The organism is Flavobacterium amniphilum (assembly GCF_023634845.1).
In the GTDB taxonomy this organism is placed as follows: Bacteria; Bacteroidota; Bacteroidia; order Flavobacteriales; family Flavobacteriaceae; genus Flavobacterium; species Flavobacterium amniphilum.
In genome coordinates this window covers 50,668-72,342 of sequence record NZ_JAMLJL010000006.1, presented here as the reverse complement: position 1 = coordinate 72,342, position 21,675 = coordinate 50,668, and the positions used below count along the sequence as shown (strand labels likewise).

The window sequence follows — 21,675 nt, the reverse complement described above, 5'->3', positions numbered from 1 at the left end:
ATAGCTATGTCAAAAGAAACAAAGCAAAATAACTTTAAGTTCAATCCGTGGTGGATTTACCTTGCAATCGGGACGGTTTTTGTAGCCATGTGGATTTCAGGGCAGTCACGTTGGGTTGACACCCAAAAAACCAGTATTTCAAGATTCTATGATTTTTTAGAAGCTGGGGATGTTGATAAAGTGGAGGTTGATAACGATAAGTTTGTTACGGTTTTCCTGAAAGAATCTGCTTTAAATAAAGAGGCACACAAGAAAATCCAGAAAAAAGATTTGTTGGGGAATAAAAATTTAGGTCCGCATTATTCATTCCAGATTAGTAGCGAAGATGCTAATTTCCCAAAAGATTTGAAAGAAGCAAAAGCAACAAAGAAAATTTCTGATTACGATTATAAAACATCGAGTGATTTTACTGATTTGTTGATCAATTTATTGCCGATTATCATTTTGGTTGGTTTCTGGATTTTTATGATGCGACGTATGTCAAGCAGCAGCGGTGGAGGAGGCGGTGGCCAAATCTTCAGCATCGGAAAGTCAAGAGCAAAGCTTTTTGATGAGAAGAATGATGTAAAAACAACATTCAAGGATGTTGCCGGTCTTGAAGGTGCTAAAGAAGAAATCCAGGAAATTGTTGAGTTTCTTAAGAATCCAAAAAAATATACTGATTTAGGAGGGAAAATTCCGAAAGGAGCCTTATTGGTGGGTCCTCCGGGAACAGGTAAAACTTTATTGGCAAAAGCAGTTGCCGGTGAAGCGCAAGTACCTTTCTTCTCTTTGTCAGGTTCAGATTTTGTAGAGATGTTTGTTGGGGTAGGAGCGTCACGTGTTCGTGATTTATTCAAACAGGCTAAAGAAAAATCTCCGGCAATTATCTTTATTGATGAGATTGATGCGGTTGGGCGTGCCCGCGGTAAAAATAATTTTTCGGGTTCAAATGACGAGCGTGAAAATACATTGAATCAATTACTGACAGAAATGGATGGTTTCGGTACCGATACCAGTGTAATTGTTTTGGCAGCTACAAACAGAGCCGATGTCCTTGATAAAGCATTAATGAGAGCAGGACGTTTTGACAGGCAGATTTACGTTGATTTACCGGATATCCGTGAACGTAAGGAAATTTTTGAAGTGCACTTGTCTCCATTGAAAAAAGTAGAGAATCTGGATACTGATTTTCTGGCGAAACAAACTCCGGGGTTCTCGGGAGCAGATATTGCAAATGTATGTAATGAGGCAGCCTTAATTGCGGCCAGAAACAACAAACCTGCTGTTGATAAACAGGATTTCCTTGATGCGGTTGACCGTATCGTGGGAGGTTTGGAAAAGAAAAATAAAATTATCACACCAGAGGAGAAAAGAGCAATTGCGATTCATGAGGCCGGGCATGCAACTGTAAGTTGGATGTTGGAACATGCAGCTCCGTTGGTAAAAGTAACCATAGTTCCGCGTGGACAAAGTTTAGGTGCAGCCTGGTATTTACCGGAAGAGCGCCAGATTGTCCGTCCCAACCAAATGTTGGACGAAATGTGTGCAACCATGGGTGGACGTGCGGCTGAAAAAGTAATTTTCGATAATATTTCAACAGGTGCTTTGAGTGATCTTGAAAAAGTGACCAAGCAGGCACGTGCGATGGTGACGGTTTATGGATTGAATGAAAAGTTAGGGAATATAACCTATTATGATTCTTCAGGACAGACTGATTACAACTTTTCGAAGCCATATTCGGAAGAAACTGCCCGTACAATTGATGCGGAAATTTCAATAATAATAGAGGCACAATACCAAAGAGCAATTAATTTATTGCGTGAAAACAGAGATAAACTGGTTCAGTTAGCTGATATCTTAATTGAAAAAGAAGTTATTTTTAAAGATGATTTGGAAATGATATTCGGTAGAAGACCTTTCGAGAAAGAGGTTTTTGAGCAGTAATTGTTAAAAACTTCGTTAATAAAAAGCGTAAAAATCTTAATCTGATTGAAAAATTAGGTTAAGATTTTTTTATCTTTGATTGTTGAATCAATGACTGCGCATATTTTAAAGCATTAGATGAGTATTTTCAGAAAAATATTTGGCACTAGTAGTGAAGCTTCCGGAGAGGCTAACGAAAATGAGTACAACCCATTCCAAGATGTAAACGCCCAACTTCCGGTAGATGAGCAATTCACGCATAACTTCAAGAAAAACGGAGGCAAATTCTTATACTGTGAAAATATAGCTGAACTTAACGAGCAATTTGAAAATATTCTTGAAGAGAATGATTGGTTTGAGTCGGAAGCTTTATGTATTGAGCCGCGTTTGTTCAATATGCTGAATGAAAACAGAATCGCTTACCAGAATATTACAAATCCGAAATTCTTTCTGACAAGTTGCGAAAGTCTGGTTGCTGAGGAAGGATCAATAATGTTTTCTTCGACACAGATTAAACAGAAAAAAGCGGCAGAACTACCTTTGAATATTATTGTTGTGGCTTCTACCAGTCAGCTTGTTCTTGGGAAAAGTGACGGTTTGAGAGAAATCAAAAGACGTTATACGACTGATTATCCAACTAACATCACAACAATAAAATATTTCGAGCAGACTAAAGAAGAGGATTTCCTGCATTACGGAAGTTCCCCAAAAAACCTATACCTTTTACTACTTGAGGATCTATAAAATGAATGAAACTGTAATACGTTCATTATCAGGTTTAGTATATATTTCAATATTAATATTTGCTACTCATTTCTCCAGAGAATCTTTTATATTCCTCTTTGGTCTTTTTATGTTGCAAACCGTTAGTGAGTTTGCGAGCCTTGTGAAATTACCAAGATTGTGGGCAGTAGTGGCATCAGCTGTAATTTTTATTAATTTTTCAGTATTTCCAATTGCTAAATGGATGGAGCTTGGAGTAGTGGTTCTGTCGGTTATAACCCTGATTCTTTTAATGGTTTGGCTTTTTGACAGGAACCAAAAACAGTTCATGCAATCCGGATGGTTCACTTTGACCGGATACATCATATTTTCATTTGTCTGCATTACTAAAATACCGATTGTAAAAGAAGGCTTCGTTCCTTCGATTATTATTGGTATCTTTATATTGATTTGGACGAATGATACTTTCGCTTATCTGGTTGGTAAATCAATGGGTAAGCATAAATTATTCGAAAGGATTTCGCCTAAAAAAACGATTGAAGGATTTGTTGGGGGAATGGTTTTCGCCATATTGGCCAGTATCTTGATTGCGGCATATTATGTGCCGGCATTTTCGTTTACCACCTGGGTTTTAATCGCTGTTATAGCAAGTATTTTTGGTACTGTGGGTGATTTGGTCGAATCTAAGTTCAAACGTCTGGCTAATGTAAAAGATAGTGGCAATATAATGCCGGGACATGGAGGGATTTATGATCGCCTGGATAGTATTATATTTGTTGCACCGTTTGTTTTATTATTATTTAAAGTTTTAGAATATGTTTCATAAAGAAGGTTACAAAATCATCCTTATTGCCACAATCAGCTTTATTGTTGGTTTGTTTTTAGTAGATAAATTTGTTGAATTGTCATGGTTGCGTTTAGCATTGCATTTAGTATTGCTTTTCTTTTACGTGATGATTTTGCAGTTTTTCAGAAATCCGAACAGATCCATTGCGCCTGATGATAATCAGATTGTAGCGCCGGTTGATGGTAAGGTAGTGGTAATTGAAGAAGTTTATGAAGCCGAATATTTTAAAGATAAACGCCTTCAGGTTTCTATATTTATGTCACCGATTAATGTGCACGTAACCCGTTATGGACTTTCAGGTTTGGTAAAATACAGTAAGTACCATCCGGGGAAATATTTAGTGGCGTGGCATCCTAAAGCCAGTACGGAAAACGAAAGAACGACTGTAGTAATTGAGAATAAGGTTTTTGGTGAAGTGATGTACCGTCAAATTGCCGGAGCTTTAGCAAAACGTATTGTAAATTACGCTGAAGAAGGAACTGAAGTTGTTCAGGGAACTGATGCCGGATTTATAAAATTTGGTTCAAGAGTAGATGTTTATTTACCGCTTGGAACTAAAGTCAATGTTAAATTACAGGAAAAAGCTGTAGGAAATAAAACGATTATTGCGCTTGCATAATATATGTCTGAAAAAGATTTAGATAGCCAATTTAAAGAGGCTTTTGAAATAGCCTCAAATATGGAGCAGGATTCGCTCCCCCAGGATATTATGCTTCGGTTGTATGCTTTTTATAAACAAGCTGAGTTTGGAAATATAGGAAGTATCAATTATGCTGCGAATGATGTAGTCGATGCTTTTAAGCTTAATGCTTGGATGCAGGTCAGTCATTTGTCGGAAGATGAAGCAAAAAAGGCGTATATTGATTTGATCGAAGAAATTACCCGAAAGAAATGAATAAAAAACAATTGTTGATTTTTCCAATCCTGGCTTCAGTAGTCGTATCTTGTAAGAAAGATACACTGGTTGAAGTTGTGGATGTTCCGGCAACACCCATAGTGGCAGTCGAGCAAAAAGGAGGAAAACCGAGTGAATTAAAGGCCGCTGAAGGCGCTTTTCAATTGTATGAACTACCTTTTGAATATAGAAGTTTAGAGCCTTATTTTGATGGCGCTACAATGGAATTCCATTATTCAAAACATTTGTTGCCTTATGTGAATGCGTTGAATAAAGTGGTAGTAGGGACCAAATACGAAGTACTCGAATTAGAACCCATATTAAAGAACCTGAATTTTTCAGATGCCGATGTCCGGAACAATGCCGGTGCGGTTTACAACCATAATTTTTTCTTTGAGGGAATTGCGCCAAAAGCCGGAGGAGAACCGGAAGGAGAGTTGCTTGATGCAATTAACCGTGATTTCGGGTCTTTTGGAGAGTTTGTGCGTCAGTTCTCGGAAACATCTGTTCGATTGAACGGATCGGGGTGGACTTGGTTAATGTCTGATAAATACGGAAGGTTGCGCATTATAACCACGCCTAATAACGATGCACCGCAAATGAAAGGATTAGGGATAACAGGTACTCCTTTGCTTAATCTGGATATGTGGGAGCATGCTTACTATTTAAAGTTCCAAAACAAAAAGAGAGAGTATGCCAATACTTTTTTCAGTGTGGTGAATTGGGACAAAGTAGAACAGCGTTACGGAGCGTTCTCTAAATCGGCGGCACCTGCTTATCAGGAACCGTCTGCTACAGGCACAGAAACCCCGGCAACTACTGAAACGGCTGCTCCGGTAGAGAAACCGAAACCGGTTGACGGAAGCGAAGAATAAATGTAAATTACAGCTATAAAAAAAGCTCCTTATAAGGAGCTTTTTTTTATTTATACGGTTGTCTTTTCTTTGGCTTTGAAGATCAGGTAGGCACCCACCAGAACAAAAGGGATACTTAGCCATTGTCCGGTAGAAAGGAATCCTAAAACATTCTCAAATCCACCCTGACTTTCTTTTACCGATTCCACTAAAATACGGATCGAGAAAAGTGTTACCAGGAAGGTTCCGAAAAGTAAGCCTTCTTTTTTGCGGGCATCGGTTTTCCAGTACATGAAAATTAATAGCGCGAATACGAATACATATCCGAATGCTTCATACAATTGGGCCGGATGTCTGAAAGGGATTTGGTTTAATACGTCTAAAAAGCGCGGATCGCTTTCGATTAAGTTATACGCCTTATTAAGGTCATTGGTACCGGTAATAGCCTGAATGTTCTGATCTCTCCAGAATTCATCATCACGGACAAATTTAACCGCGTAGAAATGATCTCCGGAAGTTACCGGACCATAGATTTCTGAATTGAAGAAATTACCCAGACGTACAAAGATTGCACCTGATGCTACAGGGATCACAATACGGTCCAGAATCCAAAGGTAAGAACGCTTTAAAATTCTTGTTTTGTATAAGTACATGGCAATGATAACCGTAATGGCAGCACCATGACTGGCCAATCCCTGGAATCCCGTGAATTTGAACTCAGGAGTGAATTGGAAGGGCAGAAACACGCTTAAAGGATCTTTGGTAATCAATTCGGTCTGATAGAACAGAACGTGTCCTAAACGGGCTCCCAATAGTATTGAGATCACCATATACACAAAAAGTGAATCCAGTTTTTCCTGCGGTTCTTCTTCTCTTTTGAAAATAGGCGACATTAAATACCAGCCCAGGGCAAAAGCGACAACAAACATTAAGCTGTAAAAGCGTAGGGTAAAAGAGCCAATTTGTATTCCTTCCGAAGGATTCCAAACAATGGATAAAAAGTAAGTCATAGTTTATAAAATCGATTGATTCAAAAGTAGTGTTTTAAAAAGACCGGACAAAATAATTTGGAAGACTTTATGCTGTTACGGAACCGGGTCGTAACCGCTGCCTCCCCAAGGGTGGCATCTTCCGATTCTTTTCAGGCCCAGGAACAAGCCATAAAAAGGACCGTGCTTTTTCAGCGCTTCAATCATATAGCTTGAGCAGGTGGGTTGGTACCGGCACGCGGCAGGCATAAGCGGGGATATGATGTACTGGTAAAACCTAACCAGGAATATAAGCGGGAAAAGTAAAATTTTGTTCAGCATCTGATATGAAATAGATTTATTGCTAAATTCAGAAAAATATGGATGCCGGCATAGTTTATGGGGGATTTTTTTTAAAGGGAATATAAGAAGGTGGCTGAGCGGAGCCGAAGCCACAAATTGTGATTTAGTTGCTCTGTCTTCGAGAACCTCAGGCAACGCGATCTATCACTCGGGAATTGTTCATTTGAATGGTGGCTTCGACAAGCTCAGCCACCGGGGTCTGTAACTGAGAAGTTGCTCATTTAAATGATGGCTTCGATGCTTCGACAGGCTCAGCAACCAGAGCTTAGCCACCGGACTGATAACATTGTATAAAAAAAGAGTGCCGTGAAGCACTCTTTCTTTTGTCGATCAAATAAAAATAAACTAAAAAACTAATTGGGTAAAGTTGCCTTATGAGCCGTAACGGCAACAATAAAATCGTCAATTCCTTCCAGTTTTTTGTCGATAAGCACTAAATCAAGCTCTCTTTCGACTAATGCAATTCCGCTCTTTTTATGCTCTATCACAAATTTTCGGTGTTCGAGGTTGGCTTTCCGTAAAATTTCAGTGTCCCTTTTTTTGCCGGGAGCCAGCATGCTGAGCGCAATTTCACATCCGGCCAATTCTGCCAGGACTACCTGAAGCTCTGCTTGTGTCTCTACCGAGTTAAAACTAAAATTTTCCGTGAACCTCACGTCACCGATTTTTTTAAATTCCAAATCCCTTTTCTCTCTTTGGGCTGAATTCAATACTGCATCGCAGTCTGTTGTTGTAGTCAACTTGTCTAATGAATAAGTCATATCTATTCGATTTAAAATTAATGATACTTTTCTTACAAACAAACCGCGTGCCAAAATCTCGAAATAACCTTAAAAAAATAAAATTATATTCGCAAATACTTCATTGTCAGCTAATTGTTTTTTAAAATATTTTTCATTTCTTTTTTGAAAACTTCATTACGCGATTGAAGTATTTGCTTGTTAAGATTATACTTATGTAATAATTCTTTGTTTTTCTGCAGGTTGGCCATGGCTTTACACCGTATTAATTTCTTTACAGTGGCTATCCTCTCATTTTCGGGTTGCGTATCAAGATATTCAGCAATACGTAATGCGGCCAGTCCGTCATCGTTGCAGAGTTGGGTTTCTTCTATTTTTTTATTCAGTTTATGTATTTTGAATTCATTCTTTTTTATTTCCCTATTGAATTGATCCAAAATTTGCTTTTCATCTTCTTCTTTTGAATAGTACTTGAGATCTATTTCTCTTAAAGAATTCTCCTGTACGTATTGCAGCATTTTTGTATACTCCAATGCAGCCGAAAGCGGTAAACCTCTCTTACCGATTTCATGCATGGACCATTGCGAGCGGGTGATACCTAATATCGTAGCAATTTCTTCCTGCGTTACGCCCAGTAATTTCTTGAATGTGTCTTTATCTTCCATAGTATAAAAGTTGTGGCAAAATTGATAACAACCAAATATTTTGCCACACTCTGTGTTGTGGCAATTTTTTTTTGCTTTTAAATTTTTGCCACGGAAAGTGTGGCAAAAAAAGTAAGGTGTGTAAATTTTGCCACAGGTTTTTTGAAAAATAATTTGGTTGATAATTTTTGCACTCATAACCTATATAGTATTAATTAAAAAGTAGTATTTATACGTACAGTTTTGCATAACTAAATTAATAATTTTGAAAGGACTCAATTTGAAAGACTTATGGTTTTCCGTAAAAAAACTATGAATTTAATAGTGAAATTTGCTTCTGAAAAGTTGCTAAAAATTAATATTGTATAGGTAATGAAAAAATATTCTGATTGGTTTAAGGTTGATTTGCATATTCATACTGACTTTAGTAAAAAAACTAAAACTAATGATTATCAAGGAAGTTTCGATATTAATGTTTTAAAGCAAAAGCTAATAGAAAGCGAAGTGAAATTATTTTCATTAACTGATCATAATATTATTAACGTTGATGCGTACAAAACTTATTACGATAATTTTACTGATGGGGATCCAAAACTTTTGATTGGTTGTGAGTTTGATATCGAAGTCCCAGAATCAGGTAAGTCAATTACTTATCATAGTGTCATAATATTTGAAAATGAGAGTTTTAGTGATGCTCAAATAATTTCACAAAAAATAGAAGGTCTATACCTTAAAAAAGGTTCAGTTTTAACAGATCGGAAAATAATTATTGATGATTTATATGACTTATTTAATGGATTTAATTATTTTTTTATTCCACATGCTGGCAATACAAAAAGTATTTTAGACCCATATAAGGGATATGATCTGAAACTTTGTCAGCAAATGGTATTATTAATGCCTAGTGCTTTTGAAAAAGTAAAAGAAAGCGTCAGACAAACTTATAATGAAGGTTTTGATAAAATTAAAACTTTAGATTTTAAAGAAAAAGATGATATCCCATATATCAATTTTTCAGATAATCATAATTGTAATAAGTATCCATGTACAAATAAAGACGGTGATGACCATCAATTTTATTGCATAAAAGGTAAACCTTCTTTTGAATCGATTCGATTTGCTTTTATTGACCCAAAGTCTAGAATAAAAAAGTTTTCGGAAGTTGAAGTGTTAAGGAGGTTTGACAATTTTTTACATAGTATTGAATTTGTTGATAATCCAATAATAAAAAACACTGCATTGTATTTTAGCCCTAATTTAAACACAATTATCGGTGGGAGATCAAGTGGGAAAAGTTTACTATTTAATATTTTAGGAAAAAAAATAAATAATAAAAAGAGTCAAATTGATAAATATGGCTTAGATATTAGTAATGCTAACGTTAAAAGTTTCTTAGATGATGAGTATAAAAAAGTCATAAGTTATAATACACATGACATTATCTATATTAATCAAGGAGATATTGTAAATTATTTTGAAAACAACTCACTTAAAGACTTAATTCAAGAATCTGGAGAAATTGATAGCTATAAAACATCTTTAGATTTCTTTAAAACTAAAAAGCAAGATTTAAATAATCTAATTGATAAACTCATTGAACTATATAGTGAATTATATGAAGTATTAAATTCTAATTTTACATTTCATGATAAGGATATAGCCTCTATCCTTGATTCTAGTTATATTTTTAAAGCCATATTAAACATTGAAGATAAAACCAATTCTTTTCAAACCTCACAAGATGTATTGGAATTATTAATAGAAAATACTGAAAAATTTAAGTTGAATGAGAATTGGTCATTCACAATTGAAGAAGTTGAAATAATAAAAACCTTCCAAGAGCTAGTAGAATCCAAAAAAACTTTATTCAAAAATATTAAAAGTAACTACGATAAAAAAGAAAAATTTATCGAACTTGTTAAACAAGTTATTTCAAGTAAAAATGCAAATTTAGACCTCAAAGGTAGAGAAAAAGAGGCCTCAAATCAAAGATTAACAATTCTTAAAGCAAATATTTCTGATGTCTTTAAAATTGCGATGCAGGTTCGAACCCATTGCTTGCTTTTTGAAAACTTGTTATATGGAGGAGTTCAAGAAATCAAAATTAATGATGAAGTTGCAGTAGTTTTAGAAGTCGAAAGCAATCAAAATATAAAAACAAAAATCTTTGAAGGTATCAGTAATGCAAATAATAACTCAAGTTTGTATGACGTACTAATAAAGTTGGCACTAGGTGAACTGAAAATTAAAAATTTTGCAGAAAATTCTTCTGAAAACTTAGCAAAAAAAACACAAACAAACATCAAAAGTATTTTAGATTTATTTGATAAACCTATAGAATACCTCAAATATTCTGAGGAAAGTACTTCAAAAAACAATTCCCCGGGTTTTAATTCAGAAAAATATTTAGAGACAATATTAAGAAGTGGAAATTCAAAAATAATTTTTATTGATCAACCGGAAGATAATTTAGGTAATAAATTTATTACCGAGAAACTTATCGATTTATTAAGGGATTTAAAATTCAAAAAGCAAATATTTTTAGTCACTCATAATCCATCTATTGTAGTATATGGAGATGCTGAAAATGTAATTATGTGCACAAACAATGAAAATACGATAGAATATGAGCAATTTGTATTAGAAGAAAAAGAACATCAAAAAGAAATCTGTAATGTTTTAGATGGTGGTCAGTATATTTTTGAGCAAAGAGCTAGAAAATATAATATTAAAAAATTAATTAATTAGTACTAAACCATGGATAATATACTAATAGCTAATAATATTGAGAAAGATAAGGTTTCAATAAAATTTAACTTTCAAGATGGAAGACTCTCTTTTCCAGAACTTTATTTATCAACTTCTGGTGATATTGAACTAAATCCATTAGTAATAAAACTAACAGAATTACTTGAATTACATAGAGAAATTGAAATTACTTATGAAGATCCACTTTCATTACTTGAAACTGATTCAAAAATTAAATTAGTAAAAGAAACTCTTGATGATATATATAAGTCATTTAATATATATATCATCAAAGATGAAGATGAAGGTTTTTAAACTTAAATATAAAAATTCTGAACATGTTATAAAAAGTTAAATAACTTATAACTGAATTTTAAAGAAACATAGAATTAAAAATACTTACTATGCAACTAACCGAAGATGAGATTTTAAACCAAATTGTTTTGAATGAGAATGCTTATTTTTATTCAAATCCGGATCAAGTAAATCTATCTAGATTTCTTATTACAAATCTTTTCATAAAAATTTCAAGAGAAAAAATTGGAAATTATCTTCTAAGAGCTATAAATAAAGAAATTATAATTGATGAACAGAGTTTTAACTATTCAATTTGTATCTTCCGTTATACTGTTATTCCATCTATTCTTGAGGAACATTTAGATAATTGGGAAGAAATGAAATTGGCATATATCTTTATAATTGACTTTAAAGACTATGTGATGATGATTAGAAGAAATGTTGGTAAACTTAGAGAATTTCTTGAAAAATTTGATCCAATCGATTATAAGGTTCTCTCAACTCTATATGTTGATGAAGATACCCTAATTGAAAAACTAAATATGCAAAACATGAATGTCTCAGATCGTGCTATGCGTCAAAAGTCACTTGAATCTCTTAATCTACAACAAAATCTTTCTCCTTTAGGCACGAGTAATTATGTTGTAAATAATATGAGAGTCAAAAATGACGAGGAAAAAACTTCACTTTCATTAAATACTTCAAGAATAAACAAATTCGGAAAAAAATGTTCCATTAAAGAAATCTCTAAATGGGGATTTTTACAGGTTCAAAAATTAAGAACTCATGCAGAGAGAGAAACTTTTCTCTCAATTTTTTCTGAATCTATAGATTTTAAAGATCATAGACATGACCTAATGCCAATTGCAATCTTATTTATCTTCTCAAAATTATACGAAGATTTGGAACAAAATGTTATTCACGAGACTCGAATTGTTTTAGATGATGGTAACCAAAGACAAATAAATTTGATTAAACATGTCACTAAGGTAGAAACTTTACTTCAGATAATAAACCATAATACTGTTGGTCTTACAACTTATGATATCCAGAATCCATATGTAAATGATTTAGAAGTAAGAATGAATGAAAAATCTATTTCAGTAAGATCTCAAAAATTAAAAAATATTATTTTATTTAAAGATAATGGAAGGATTCAAAATCTAGTAGATTACATTAATTCATCAAATCAATTCATAGTAAATTTTGACAATTGTGAACTTATCTATACAAATCGAAAGTTGTTTAAAGACAATAGACTCTTAGGTAATATTGATAACTTTCTAAAGATATTTATTCCTAATCCCCAACTTCAAAATGCAAATAGTGAAAAAGGTACATTTTCGGCGACTTCTACCAATTTCACCCCCTTCATCAGTTTTTAGTATTGTCGAAGACATATTTTTACAAGACTCAGAATATTTAGTTTGTGATGATTTCGGAAAAGAATGGGCTGATCATATTAGTATCAGTGGAAATAAAATACAGTTCATTCATTCAAAATATAAAAACGTAAATTATTCAGCATCTGCTTTTCAAGATATTGTTGGACAAGCCCTAAAAAATTTAGGAAACCTAATGCCACAGGATTTTCAATTAGCTTCAAAACAAGCATTCTGGGATAGTAATTACAATAACGATGGCTTTCAAACACAAATTAGAAGGTTACGCAAAGGTAATTCAATAATTGATTTCACAGACCGATTTAGGAGTACCATATTAGAACCTAATCATCAAAGAGAAGTTTATCTAGCCCTGAATTTTATCTCAAAAAGCGGTTTAGAAATTAAGCTTCAGCAATTACGAGATGCTGAAGCTTTTGCAGAAAGAAATGAAGTTATACAGATCTTGTGGTTTATTTCTTCATTCATTAATGGATGCAAAGAAGCAGGAGTAGATGGTGTTTACATTTATTGTAAGCCCTAAATTCTTAACTTTTTCAAGGTGTTCCTGTCGAGCAACCGATCGAGTGGATTTACTTCGTCAGTTCGGCTAAAGCTTTGAGTGCAATCCCTACCCAAAAAGAGAGGAAAACAAATAAAACTGCAGCCCTAAAAAGTTGTAGTTTTTTATTTAATCGTAAGATTGACTTAACAATTTTAGAAACAGGAATATGCTCAGACTAAAAGAGTATTCCTGAAAAATCCCAATTCCACCAACCGCCAACAGGGTCTCCAACCGCTGTTGGGGTAAAAGTAAGCTTTTAACGTCCGTCAACCCAGTCAGGGTTCCAAACCCTGACTGGGTCAAATATATTGATCATAGGGAAGTAAGTTGCTACTGACACACATACCAACACCCAATAAAAAACCCGCCATTCAGCGGGTTTATATATTAAAACGTAAAAGTAGTACCTTCTTTACCATCTTTCAGGATGATGTCCAGTTCGGCCAGCTGATCCCTGATTTCATCAGATAAGGCCCAGTTTTTATTGGCACGGGCTTCGTTACGCATTTTAATCAGCATTTCCACAACACCGCTTAACTTATCCGAATTATTCGCGGTTTCCGCTTCGTTTCGGATACCCAATATATCAAAAACAAATACAGAAAGCGTTTCTTTTAATGTGGCCAGATCCGCTTCGGTAATCGTTTCCTTTTTATCGTTGATTAAATTGATGTAGCGGATACCTTCGAATAATTGGGCGATTAAAATAGGCGTATTGAAATCATCATTCATGGCATCGTAGCACGATTGCTTCCATTTTTCAATATCCACAGATGAATTGGCCGATACCGGTAAACTATCAGTTAATTTGATACCTTCCATTAAACGGGCAAACCCTTTTTCACTGGCTACCATAGCTTCATTGGAAATATCCAATACACTGCGGTAATGCGCCTGCATGAAGCAGAAACGCACAATGCTTGGGCTGAATGCTTTTTCGAAGAAATCATTGTCACCGTTAATCAGTTCCATTGGTAAAATAAAATTACCGGTTGACTTACTCATACGAAGACCGTTCATGGTAAGCATATTGGTATGCATCCAGTATTTTACCGGTTCCACACCGTTGCGGGCTTTACCCTGTGCGATTTCACATTCATGGTGCGGGAATTTCAAGTCCATTCCGCCACCGTGAATATCGAACGTTTCGCCTAAATATTTAGTGCTCATGGCAGTACACTCCAGGTGCCATCCCGGGAAACCTTCTCCCCAGGGAGAGTTCCAACGCATGATATGGGCCGGTGAAGCACTTTTCCACAGCGCAAAATCCTGCGGGTTTTTCTTTTCATTCTGGCCGTCCAAGTCGCGGGTATTGGCGAATAGTTCGTCAATATTGCGGTTGCTCAGTTCGCCGTAATTCATTCCCCTTTTATTGTATTCCTGAACATCAAAGTAAACAGAGCCATTGCTTTCGTAGGCAAAACCGTCTTCGATTAACTTTTGGGTCAATTCGATTTGTTCGATGATGTGTCCGGTTGCTGTCGGTTCGATATTTGGAGGCAGGAAATTGAATAAATCCAATACCTTATGGAAGTATACGGTATATTTTTGAACCACTTCCATCGGCTCCAGTTTCTCCAGACGTGTTTGTTTTACAAAACGGTCGTTATCCACATTTCCGTCATCGGTCAGGTGTCCGGCATCGGTAATGTTTCGTACATAACGCACATTATACCCTAAATGGTTGAAATAGCGGTATATCATATCAAAACTCATGAAAGTCCGTACGTTTCCTAAGTGCACATGACTGTAAACGGTAGGACCGCATACATACATACCAATATTTCCTTCATGAATGGGAGAGAAGGTTTCCTTTTCTCCTGAAATTGTATTGTATACCTGTAATGTATGAGATTGATAGAATGCCATTTTGAGTTCGTTTTTTAGTGACACAACCCTAAAGCTGTGTTATGATTAGCCTTTTAGCCTCCCTGTTATTGATGATAGTTGCCAGAGACTGGACTGTCATTAGAACAATTTGGGTAATCAGGACTATAAATTAAAATTTAGTGTCTAATTTAATGTAATCCAGGAATTCTTTGCGTGTCGCTTCGTTTTTGAATTTACCCCCAAATTCTGAAGTTACGGTGCTGCTTTCGATGTCTTTGATGCCTCTTGAGTTCACACATAAGTGTTTGGCGTCAATTACGCAGGCCACATCTTCAGTACCCAATACACGTTGTAATTCCTGTACAATCTGCATGGTTAAACGCTCCTGTACCTGTGGGCGTTTTGCATAGTAGTCCACGATACGGTTCATTTTTGATAAACCGATAACACTGCCGTTAGAAATGTAAGCCACGTGTGCACGTCCGATTATGGGTAAAAGGTGGTGTTCGCAGGTAGAATAAACCACGATGTTTTTTTCAACCAGCATTTCATTGTATTTGTAATGATTTTGGAAGGTTGATGATCCCGGTTTTTTGTGAGGGTGAAGTCCTCCGAAAATTTCTTTAACAAACATTTTAGCGACACGGTTAGGTGTTCCGCTTAAACTATCGTCTGTTAAATCCATACCTAAAGTAATAAGTATGCTTTCAACGTCTTTTTTAATCAATGCGATTTTTTCTTCATCAGTTTTGTCAAATGCATCTTTACGTAAAGGGTTTACAGCACTTGTTGCGATATGATTGTTTCCGATTTCTTCTTGAAAATCTTCGTTATGAGCCATTATATTGTATTACAGATTTAATTTATCAGGCAAATATACGCATAATATTGAATTTTTTTAACGCTATGTGTTCTTAAAAAAATACAAAAAAAATTAGTACTTGCCAAAAAAATTACTAATTTTCGACGTTTTTTACTAAATTAATAACATTACAACATGAAAAGAAACCTACTTATATTATTTTTATCAATTATAAGCTTTTTTTCTTACGGGCAAAATGCCCCCACTGTTTACATAGATATAGAGGCACCTTTGCCGATATGTAACGCGGGGGATCCGACCGGTCTTAAGGCAAATTTTTTGCAGACTTATGCGACCAATACGAATAATTATGATGTAACATCCATTCCGTATGCGCCGCAATATTCATTTACTACGGGAACCCAGATTAACTCCACAAATGAGGATGATATCTGGTCAGTGTCTGTCCCGTTACCGTTTCCTTTTTGTTTTTACGGAAGAAACTATACCCACGTAATTGTTGGGTCAAACGGTATTGTAAGTTTTAATATTAACCCTGCAGCGGTTGGAGGTACTGCCGGAGGAACAGAATTACCGACTTCTACGGCTGTTACGGGAGGAAGCCCTGGAGGAACCGGTTGTGATTATGCGCTTACAGGACCAATACCAAGCGCAACATTTATTGAAAGAAATGCGATTTACGGTGTTTACCAGGATACCGATATCAGAACTCCTCCGGTTACAAACGGAGCGATTCAAAGAGTTACTTATTATATTACAGGAACGTATCCAAACAGGGCGTTTGTGGCCAACTTTAACGAATTGCCGCAGTTCGGTTGTGGAGCTGCTGCCGGTTTACAGACATCCCAGATTATTTTATACGAGACAACTAATACAATTGACGTTTTAGTTAATAAAAGAACCCCATGTAACACTTGGAGAAGTGGAGTCGGGGTTATTGGTATTATGAACCAGAACGGTTCGTTAGCTGCTGTTCCACCGGGTAGAAATACCGGAAACTGGAGTGCAACTAACGAAGCTTGGCGTTTTACACCAAGTGCACCGGGAGGATCGAATGTTAATATTGAATGGTTTAACGGTCCTACTTCTTTAGGTCCCGGAGTGAGTACTGGAGTAGGTCAGAACACTTTGACTGTAAGCCCAACTGTTTCCACTACCTATACAGCTGTAGCGACTTATATGCGATGCGACGGTACCCAGGTGGTTATTCAGGAAGATGTTACTGTTGGCCCTGAAGGACCATTGCCTACCAGAAACCCGCAAAATATTGTTCAGTGTGGTACACCACCTTTTAATATCAATCAGAATGCCTATATGTTAGATACGTATCCGGCAGCTGATTTCGTTTTCAGGTATTATGTTGATAATGCCGGAGTACCCGGAGCACTAATACCAAATGCAACTTTAGGTGCTTATACACCTGCTTCTTCGGTTTATCCACAAACTATTTGGGTTGAGATTGAAGACCAGAATACAACCGGGTGTACTAATTTAAGATCATTTACCATTAATTTAGTATCGGCACCGGGAGGAACTTTCTCATATGCTGATCCATTTTGTGACAGTCTTACGGCTTCACAAAGTCCTACTTTGACAGGATTGACTTCAGGAGGAACATTTTCTGCTACTCCGGCCGGATTAATCATAGACGCTAACTCAGGAGCTATTACACCTAACGGAAGTACACCGGGCGTTTATTCGGTAAGTTATTTTGTAGGGGCAGCGGGATCATGTCCGTCTTATACGGCGCCAGCGGTGAACGTTACGATTATTGCATCACCTGTGGCACCAACGACTAACACTACTGCTGCAACCTGTGCTGCAGACGGTGCTACTACCATTACAAACTATAACGGAACTTATACGTATACTTTTACACCGGCAGGACCAACTGTGGGTGCGGGAGGGGTTATAACCGGAATGACAACAGGAACCAGTTATACAGTTACGGCAAGTAACGGTACATGTATGTCACCGGCTTCTGCTTCGTTCACTAATCCGGTTATGTTAACAACACCGGCAATACCGGCAGTTTTTACTTCGGCAGCTACTTGTTCGGGTAATGGTTCAAGTGTTATTACTAATTATGATGCGACACTGACGTATACTTTCACACCGGCTGGTCCAACAGTTGGAGCGGGAGGAGCAATCAGCGGAATGACAACAGGAACGAGCTATACGGTAACAGCAAGTAATGCAACATGTACATCTGCTTCATCTGCACCATTTACAAATCCGTTTATGTTTGCAACACCGGCAGTACCTACTATTACAACCACAGCTGCTACTTGTGCTGCTGACGGTTCAAGTACTATTACAAATTATAACGCAACTTATACCTATACATTTACACCGGGAGGCCCAACTGTTGGGGCAGGAGGAGTAATCAGCGGAATGACAGCAGGTACGAACTATACAGTTACAGCCGGTGACGGAACCTGTACATCTGCTTCGTCTGCATCATTCAATAATCCGGTGATGTTAGTTACACCTGCAATTCCAACTATTGCAAGTACGGCACCAACGTGTGTTGCAACCGGATCAAGCACGATTTCTAACTATAACGCTGCCCAAACGTATACCTTCACACCGGCTGGTCCTACAGTTGGAGCTGGAGGAGTAATCAGCGGAATGGTAATCGGAACAAACTATACGGTAACAACTACCAGTGGTACCTGTACATCGGCAGCATCAGCTTCATTCAGCAATGCACCGATGTCAACTACTCCGGCAGTACCGACAGTTGCTTCATCTCCTGCAACTTGTGCGGCAGACGGATCAACTACTATAACAAATTACAATGCAGCCCAAATATATGCTTTCACACCAGCTGGTCCAACAGTGGGTGCAGGAGGAGTAATTTCGGGAATGACAGTTGGTACAAGTTATACAGTAACCGCAAGTGACGGAACTTGTACATCAGGCTCATCAGTATCATTTAATAACCCTGCAATGTTGGCAACACCAGCTGTTCCAACTATTGCTACTGTTGCTGCTACTTGTTCTGCTAACGGATCAAGTTCGGTTTCAAATTATAATGCTGCACAAACGTATACCTTCGCACCGGCCGGTCCAACGGTAGGAGCGGGAGGAGCAATCAGCGGAATGGTATTGGGAACTAACTATACGGTAACGGCAGGTAACGGAAGTTGTACTTCAGCTGCTTCAGCATCATTCAGCAATGCAGCGATGTTAACTACACCGGCTGTCCCTACAGTTTCGACTACACCGGCAACTTGTGCGGCAAACGGATCAAGTACGGTTACAAACTATAATGCAGCCCAAACGTATACCTTTACCCCGGCAGGTCCTGTTGTAGGAGCCGGAGGAGCAATTACAGGTATGACTGCGGGAACGAACTATACGGTTACAGCAGGAAACGGAACGTGTACATCGGCTTCTTCAGCATCATTCAACAATCCGGTGATGTTGACCACACCAGCTGTTCCAACTATTGCTACAGTTGCTGCTACTTGTTCAGCTAACGGATCAAGTTCAGTTTCAAATTATAACGCTGCACAAACGTATACCTTCACACCGGCCGGTCCTACTGTAGGAGCAGGAGGGTTAATCAGCGGTATGGTTATCGGAACTAATTATACAGTTATTGCCGGAAATGGAAGTTGTTCATCAACTGCTTCAGCTTCATTCAGTAATGGAGCGATGTTGAGCACGCCTGCAGTTCCGACAGTTTCGACTACACCGGCAACTTGTGCGGCTAACGGTTCAAGTACGATTACAAATTATAATGCTGCCCAAACGTATGTATTCACGCCGGCAGGTCCTGTTGTAGGAGCCGGAGGAGCAATTACAGGTATGACTGCAGGAACTAATTATACGGTTACAGCAGGAAACGGAACGTGTACATCGGCTTCATCAGCATCATTCAACAATCCGGTGATGTTATCTACGCCAGCGGTTCCTACTATTACAAGTGTACCGGCAAATTGTACGTCAAACGGTACCAGTACAATTGCTAACTATAATGCAGCCCAAACCTATACCTTTACTCCAGCAGGTCCTACTGTAGGAGCAGGAGGGTTAATCAGCGGTATGGTTATCGGAACTAATTATACAGTTATTGCCGGAAATGGAAGTTGTTCATCAACTGCTTCAGCTTCATTCAGTAATGGAGCGATGTTGACCACGCCTGCAGTTCCGACAGTTTCGACTACACCGGCAACTTGTGCGGCTAACGGTTCAAGTACGATTACAAATTATAATGCTGCCCAAACGTATGTATTCACGCCGGCAGGTCCGACAGTTGGAGCGGGTGGGGCAATCAGCGGAATGACAGCCGGTACCGGCTATACGGTAACAGCAGGAAACGGAAGTTGTACTTCAGCTTCTTCAGCAACATTCAATAATCCTGTAATGTTGGTAACGCCTACCGTACCTACAATTACAAGTGTGGCACCAACCTGTTCTGCAAACGGAACCAGTACAATCGCTAACTATGTTTCTACCCAGTCTTATGCATTTACACCTGGAGGACCAACAGTTACGGCAACCGGTTTAATTAACGGAATGGTAATCGGTACAAGTTATACGGTAACTGCTGCAAACGGCAGTTGTATTTCTGCAGCTTCTGCTTCATTCAGTAATGCAGCAATGTTAACAACACCGGCAGTACCGACAGTAACTACTACACCGGCAACATGTGCTGCAAACGGTTCAAGTACGGTTACAAATTACAATGCGGCACAAACGTATGTATTCACACCGACAGGACCAACAGTTGGGGCAGGAGGAGTAATCAGCGGAATGACAGCCGGAACTAATTACACGGTAACAGCCGGAAACGGAACGTGTACTTCAGCTTCATCTGTAACCTTCAGAAACCCTGTTATGTTGACGACACCGGCAGTTCCTACTATTACAAGTGTGGCGCCAACGTGTACTGCAAACGGAACCAGTACAATTTCAAATTATGTGAATACCCAAAACTACGTGTTTACTCCTGCAGGACCTACAATCGGTGCCGGTGGTGTAATCAACGGAATGGTAATCGGAACTAATTATACCGTAACAACTGCTAACGCAAGCTGTACATCAGCGGCTTCAGCTTCATTCAGCAATGCTGCGATGTTGACAACTCCTGTATTAGTGATAACAAATCCTGCTGCTGTTTGTTCGCCAACAACAGTTGATTTGACTGCAGCTGCGGTAACAGCAGGAAGCACTGGTGGTGGTACATTGACTTACTGGACCAATGCTACGGCAACAACACCATTAACGAATCCAAACGCTGTGGCAGTTGGAGGTGTTTATTATATCAAAAGCTCAAACGGTACTTGTAGCGATATAGAGCAGGTTACGGTAACAATACACCCAATACCTGTGATTGCATTGACTCCGGGTTATATCTGTGTTGATGCGGCTACAAATGCACCATTGAGTACTTATACATTGGATTCAAACTTAAGTGCAACATTGTATACATTTGTTTGGACTGACGCTGCAGGAAATACTGTTGGTAACCAAAGTTCATATACAGCAACTGCACCGGGTACTTACAGTGTTGTGGCAACTACGGTTGCGGCTCCAAACTGTTCTTCTGCGAGTGCACAGGCTACAGTATTGCCATCGTCTTCACCTACAGATTTGACTTTCGTTACTTCTAACTATTTTGCAGAGGTATTGTCAATTGAAGTGACTGCGATACCGGCAGGAAATTATGAATATCAATTGGACGGCGGTCAATACCAAACGAGTAATGTTTTCACTCATGTGACGCCGGGAACCCATACTGTAAGTGTACGTGATATACATAATGTATGTAATCCGTATTCAGAGTCGGTAGAAGTAATTGACTTCCCAAGATATTTTACACCTAACGGTGATGGTATTCACGATACCTGGAATATTGGTTTCTTAAATTCACAAGTGGAGTCTAAGATTGAGATTTTCGACAGATTAGGAAAACTGTTAAAAGTAATCAGACCTGCCGGATTAGGATGGGATGGAACTTACAACGGCCAACCATTACCTTCAACAGACTACTGGTTTGTGGTATACTATGAAGAGAATTCACTTCAAAAAGTATTCAGATCGCATTTTGCAATGAAGCGATAATGATATAAAAAGAAAA

Annotated in this window: 17 protein-coding genes; 11 read left to right on the top strand and 6 right to left on the bottom strand. The window is 37.7% G+C overall.

The window, feature by feature from the left end; all coding sequences use genetic code 11:
• Nucleotides 1-6: 6 nt before the first annotated feature.
• From ftsH to NAT51_RS08410, 6 genes are all read left to right on the top strand, one after another.
• Nucleotides 7-1,926 (top strand): ATP-dependent zinc metalloprotease FtsH, encoded by a 1,920-nt coding sequence (ftsH, locus tag NAT51_RS08435; protein ID WP_250597821.1) that lies wholly within the window; start codon nucleotides 7-9, stop codon nucleotides 1,924-1,926.
• A 117-nt stretch (nucleotides 1,927-2,043) separates the two neighbouring features.
• Nucleotides 2,044-2,649 (top strand): LUD domain-containing protein, encoded by a 606-nt coding sequence (locus tag NAT51_RS08430; RefSeq protein ID WP_250597819.1) that lies wholly within the window; start codon nucleotides 2,044-2,046, stop codon nucleotides 2,647-2,649.
• A 1-nt stretch (nucleotide 2,650) separates the two neighbouring features.
• Complete coding sequence (locus tag NAT51_RS08425) at nucleotides 2,651-3,454, top strand: phosphatidate cytidylyltransferase (protein WP_250597817.1); 804 nt, start codon at nucleotides 2,651-2,653, stop codon at nucleotides 3,452-3,454.
• Entirely contained in the window at nucleotides 3,444-4,094 is a 651-nt protein-coding gene (locus tag NAT51_RS08420) for a phosphatidylserine decarboxylase family protein (RefSeq protein WP_250597815.1), read from the top strand. The genes NAT51_RS08425 and NAT51_RS08420 overlap by 11 nt, the downstream gene beginning before the upstream one ends.
• 3 nt (nucleotides 4,095-4,097) lie before the next feature.
• Nucleotides 4,098-4,370 carry an acyl-CoA-binding protein gene (locus NAT51_RS08415; RefSeq protein WP_250597814.1) on the top strand — a complete coding sequence of 91 codons (273 nt, stop codon included), beginning with the start codon at nucleotides 4,098-4,100 and terminating at the stop codon, nucleotides 4,368-4,370.
• Nucleotides 4,367-5,245, top strand: a complete 879-nt coding sequence (locus tag NAT51_RS08410) for a superoxide dismutase (RefSeq protein WP_250597806.1) — start codon at nucleotides 4,367-4,369, stop codon at nucleotides 5,243-5,245. The genes NAT51_RS08415 and NAT51_RS08410 overlap by 4 nt, the downstream gene beginning before the upstream one ends.
• A gap of 50 nt (nucleotides 5,246-5,295) precedes the next feature.
• Here NAT51_RS08410 and lgt read toward each other — a convergent pair whose 3' ends face one another.
• The 4 genes from lgt to NAT51_RS08390 form a co-directional block, all read right to left on the bottom strand.
• Nucleotides 5,296-6,234, bottom strand: coding sequence for a prolipoprotein diacylglyceryl transferase (gene lgt / locus NAT51_RS08405; RefSeq protein ID WP_250597804.1), 939 nt, complete (start codon nucleotides 6,232-6,234; stop codon nucleotides 5,296-5,298).
• 75 nt (nucleotides 6,235-6,309) lie between these two features.
• Nucleotides 6,310-6,534 (bottom strand): membrane protein insertion efficiency factor YidD, encoded by a 225-nt coding sequence (yidD, locus tag NAT51_RS08400; protein WP_250597794.1) that lies wholly within the window; start codon nucleotides 6,532-6,534, stop codon nucleotides 6,310-6,312.
• Between the two features lie 374 nt (nucleotides 6,535-6,908).
• On the bottom strand, nucleotides 6,909-7,316 hold the full coding sequence (locus NAT51_RS08395; protein WP_250597792.1) for a hypothetical protein: 408 nt from the start codon (nucleotides 7,314-7,316) through the stop codon (nucleotides 6,909-6,911).
• 110 nt (nucleotides 7,317-7,426) lie between these two features.
• The gene (locus NAT51_RS08390; RefSeq protein WP_250597790.1) at nucleotides 7,427-7,960 is read right to left on the bottom strand and encodes a helix-turn-helix domain-containing protein; all 534 of its coding nucleotides are present in this window, start codon (nucleotides 7,958-7,960) and stop codon (nucleotides 7,427-7,429) included.
• Between the two features lie 351 nt (nucleotides 7,961-8,311).
• Between NAT51_RS08390 and NAT51_RS08385 the strand changes: the two genes are divergently transcribed.
• The 4 genes from NAT51_RS08385 (at nucleotide 8,312) to NAT51_RS08370 (ending at nucleotide 12,910) form a co-directional block, all read left to right on the top strand.
• Nucleotides 8,312-10,687: a hypothetical protein gene (locus NAT51_RS08385; protein WP_250597788.1), complete on the top strand. Its 2,376-nt coding sequence runs from the start codon at nucleotides 8,312-8,314 to the stop codon at nucleotides 10,685-10,687.
• A gap of 9 nt (nucleotides 10,688-10,696) precedes the next feature.
• Nucleotides 10,697-11,002, top strand: coding sequence for a hypothetical protein (locus NAT51_RS08380; protein WP_250597787.1), 306 nt, complete (start codon nucleotides 10,697-10,699; stop codon nucleotides 11,000-11,002).
• A gap of 89 nt (nucleotides 11,003-11,091) precedes the next feature.
• Nucleotides 11,092-12,369: a hypothetical protein gene (locus NAT51_RS08375; RefSeq protein ID WP_250597785.1), complete on the top strand. Its 1,278-nt coding sequence runs from the start codon at nucleotides 11,092-11,094 to the stop codon at nucleotides 12,367-12,369.
• Nucleotides 12,311-12,910 (top strand): hypothetical protein, encoded by a 600-nt coding sequence (locus NAT51_RS08370; protein WP_250597783.1) that lies wholly within the window; start codon nucleotides 12,311-12,313, stop codon nucleotides 12,908-12,910. The genes NAT51_RS08375 and NAT51_RS08370 overlap by 59 nt, the downstream gene beginning before the upstream one ends.
• A gap of 408 nt (nucleotides 12,911-13,318) precedes the next feature.
• Here the strand turns inward: NAT51_RS08370 and cysS are convergent, their stop codons facing one another.
• Together cysS and folE are read right to left on the bottom strand one after the other, a co-directional pair.
• Nucleotides 13,319-14,800 carry a cysteine--tRNA ligase gene (gene cysS, locus NAT51_RS08365; RefSeq protein ID WP_250597775.1) on the bottom strand — a complete coding sequence of 494 codons (1,482 nt, stop codon included), beginning with the start codon at nucleotides 14,798-14,800 and terminating at the stop codon, nucleotides 13,319-13,321.
• Nucleotides 14,801-14,930: 130 nt separating this feature from the next.
• Nucleotides 14,931-15,602 carry a GTP cyclohydrolase I FolE gene (gene folE / locus NAT51_RS08360; RefSeq protein ID WP_250597773.1) on the bottom strand — a complete coding sequence of 224 codons (672 nt, stop codon included), beginning with the start codon at nucleotides 15,600-15,602 and terminating at the stop codon, nucleotides 14,931-14,933.
• A gap of 300 nt (nucleotides 15,603-15,902) precedes the next feature.
• Between folE and NAT51_RS08355 the strand changes: the two genes are divergently transcribed.
• Nucleotides 15,903-21,659, top strand: a complete 5,757-nt coding sequence (locus tag NAT51_RS08355; protein WP_250597766.1) for a T9SS type B sorting domain-containing protein — start codon at nucleotides 15,903-15,905, stop codon at nucleotides 21,657-21,659.
• The last annotated feature ends 16 nt before the right edge of the window (nucleotides 21,660-21,675 follow it).

What these genes read in the sequence shown, in the direction of transcription:
- NAT51_RS08395 (WP_250597792.1), bottom strand. Translation starts at nt 7,316, where the DNA reads ATGACTTATTCATTAGACAAGTTGACTACAACAACAGACTGCGATGCA.
- ftsH (WP_250597821.1), top strand. Translation starts at nt 7, where the DNA reads ATGTCAAAAGAAACAAAGCAAAATAACTTTAAGTTCAATCCGTGGTGG.
- NAT51_RS08430 (WP_250597819.1), top strand. Translation starts at nt 2,044, where the DNA reads ATGAGTATTTTCAGAAAAATATTTGGCACTAGTAGTGAAGCTTCCGGA.
- NAT51_RS08385 (WP_250597788.1), top strand. Translation starts at nt 8,312, where the DNA reads ATGAAAAAATATTCTGATTGGTTTAAGGTTGATTTGCATATTCATACT.
- NAT51_RS08375 (WP_250597785.1), top strand. Translation starts at nt 11,092, where the DNA reads ATGCAACTAACCGAAGATGAGATTTTAAACCAAATTGTTTTGAATGAG.
- NAT51_RS08415 (WP_250597814.1), top strand. Translation starts at nt 4,098, where the DNA reads ATGTCTGAAAAAGATTTAGATAGCCAATTTAAAGAGGCTTTTGAAATA.
- NAT51_RS08380 (WP_250597787.1), top strand. Translation starts at nt 10,697, where the DNA reads ATGGATAATATACTAATAGCTAATAATATTGAGAAAGATAAGGTTTCA.
- yidD (WP_250597794.1), bottom strand. Translation starts at nt 6,534, where the DNA reads ATGCTGAACAAAATTTTACTTTTCCCGCTTATATTCCTGGTTAGGTTT.
- NAT51_RS08425 (WP_250597817.1), top strand. Translation starts at nt 2,651, where the DNA reads ATGAATGAAACTGTAATACGTTCATTATCAGGTTTAGTATATATTTCA.
- NAT51_RS08410 (WP_250597806.1), top strand. Translation starts at nt 4,367, where the DNA reads ATGAATAAAAAACAATTGTTGATTTTTCCAATCCTGGCTTCAGTAGTC.
- NAT51_RS08390 (WP_250597790.1), bottom strand. Translation starts at nt 7,960, where the DNA reads ATGGAAGATAAAGACACATTCAAGAAATTACTGGGCGTAACGCAGGAA.
- NAT51_RS08420 (WP_250597815.1), top strand. Translation starts at nt 3,444, where the DNA reads ATGTTTCATAAAGAAGGTTACAAAATCATCCTTATTGCCACAATCAGC.
- lgt (WP_250597804.1), bottom strand. Translation starts at nt 6,234, where the DNA reads ATGACTTACTTTTTATCCATTGTTTGGAATCCTTCGGAAGGAATACAA.
- cysS (WP_250597775.1), bottom strand. Translation starts at nt 14,800, where the DNA reads ATGGCATTCTATCAATCTCATACATTACAGGTATACAATACAATTTCA.
- folE (WP_250597773.1), bottom strand. Translation starts at nt 15,602, where the DNA reads ATGGCTCATAACGAAGATTTTCAAGAAGAAATCGGAAACAATCATATC.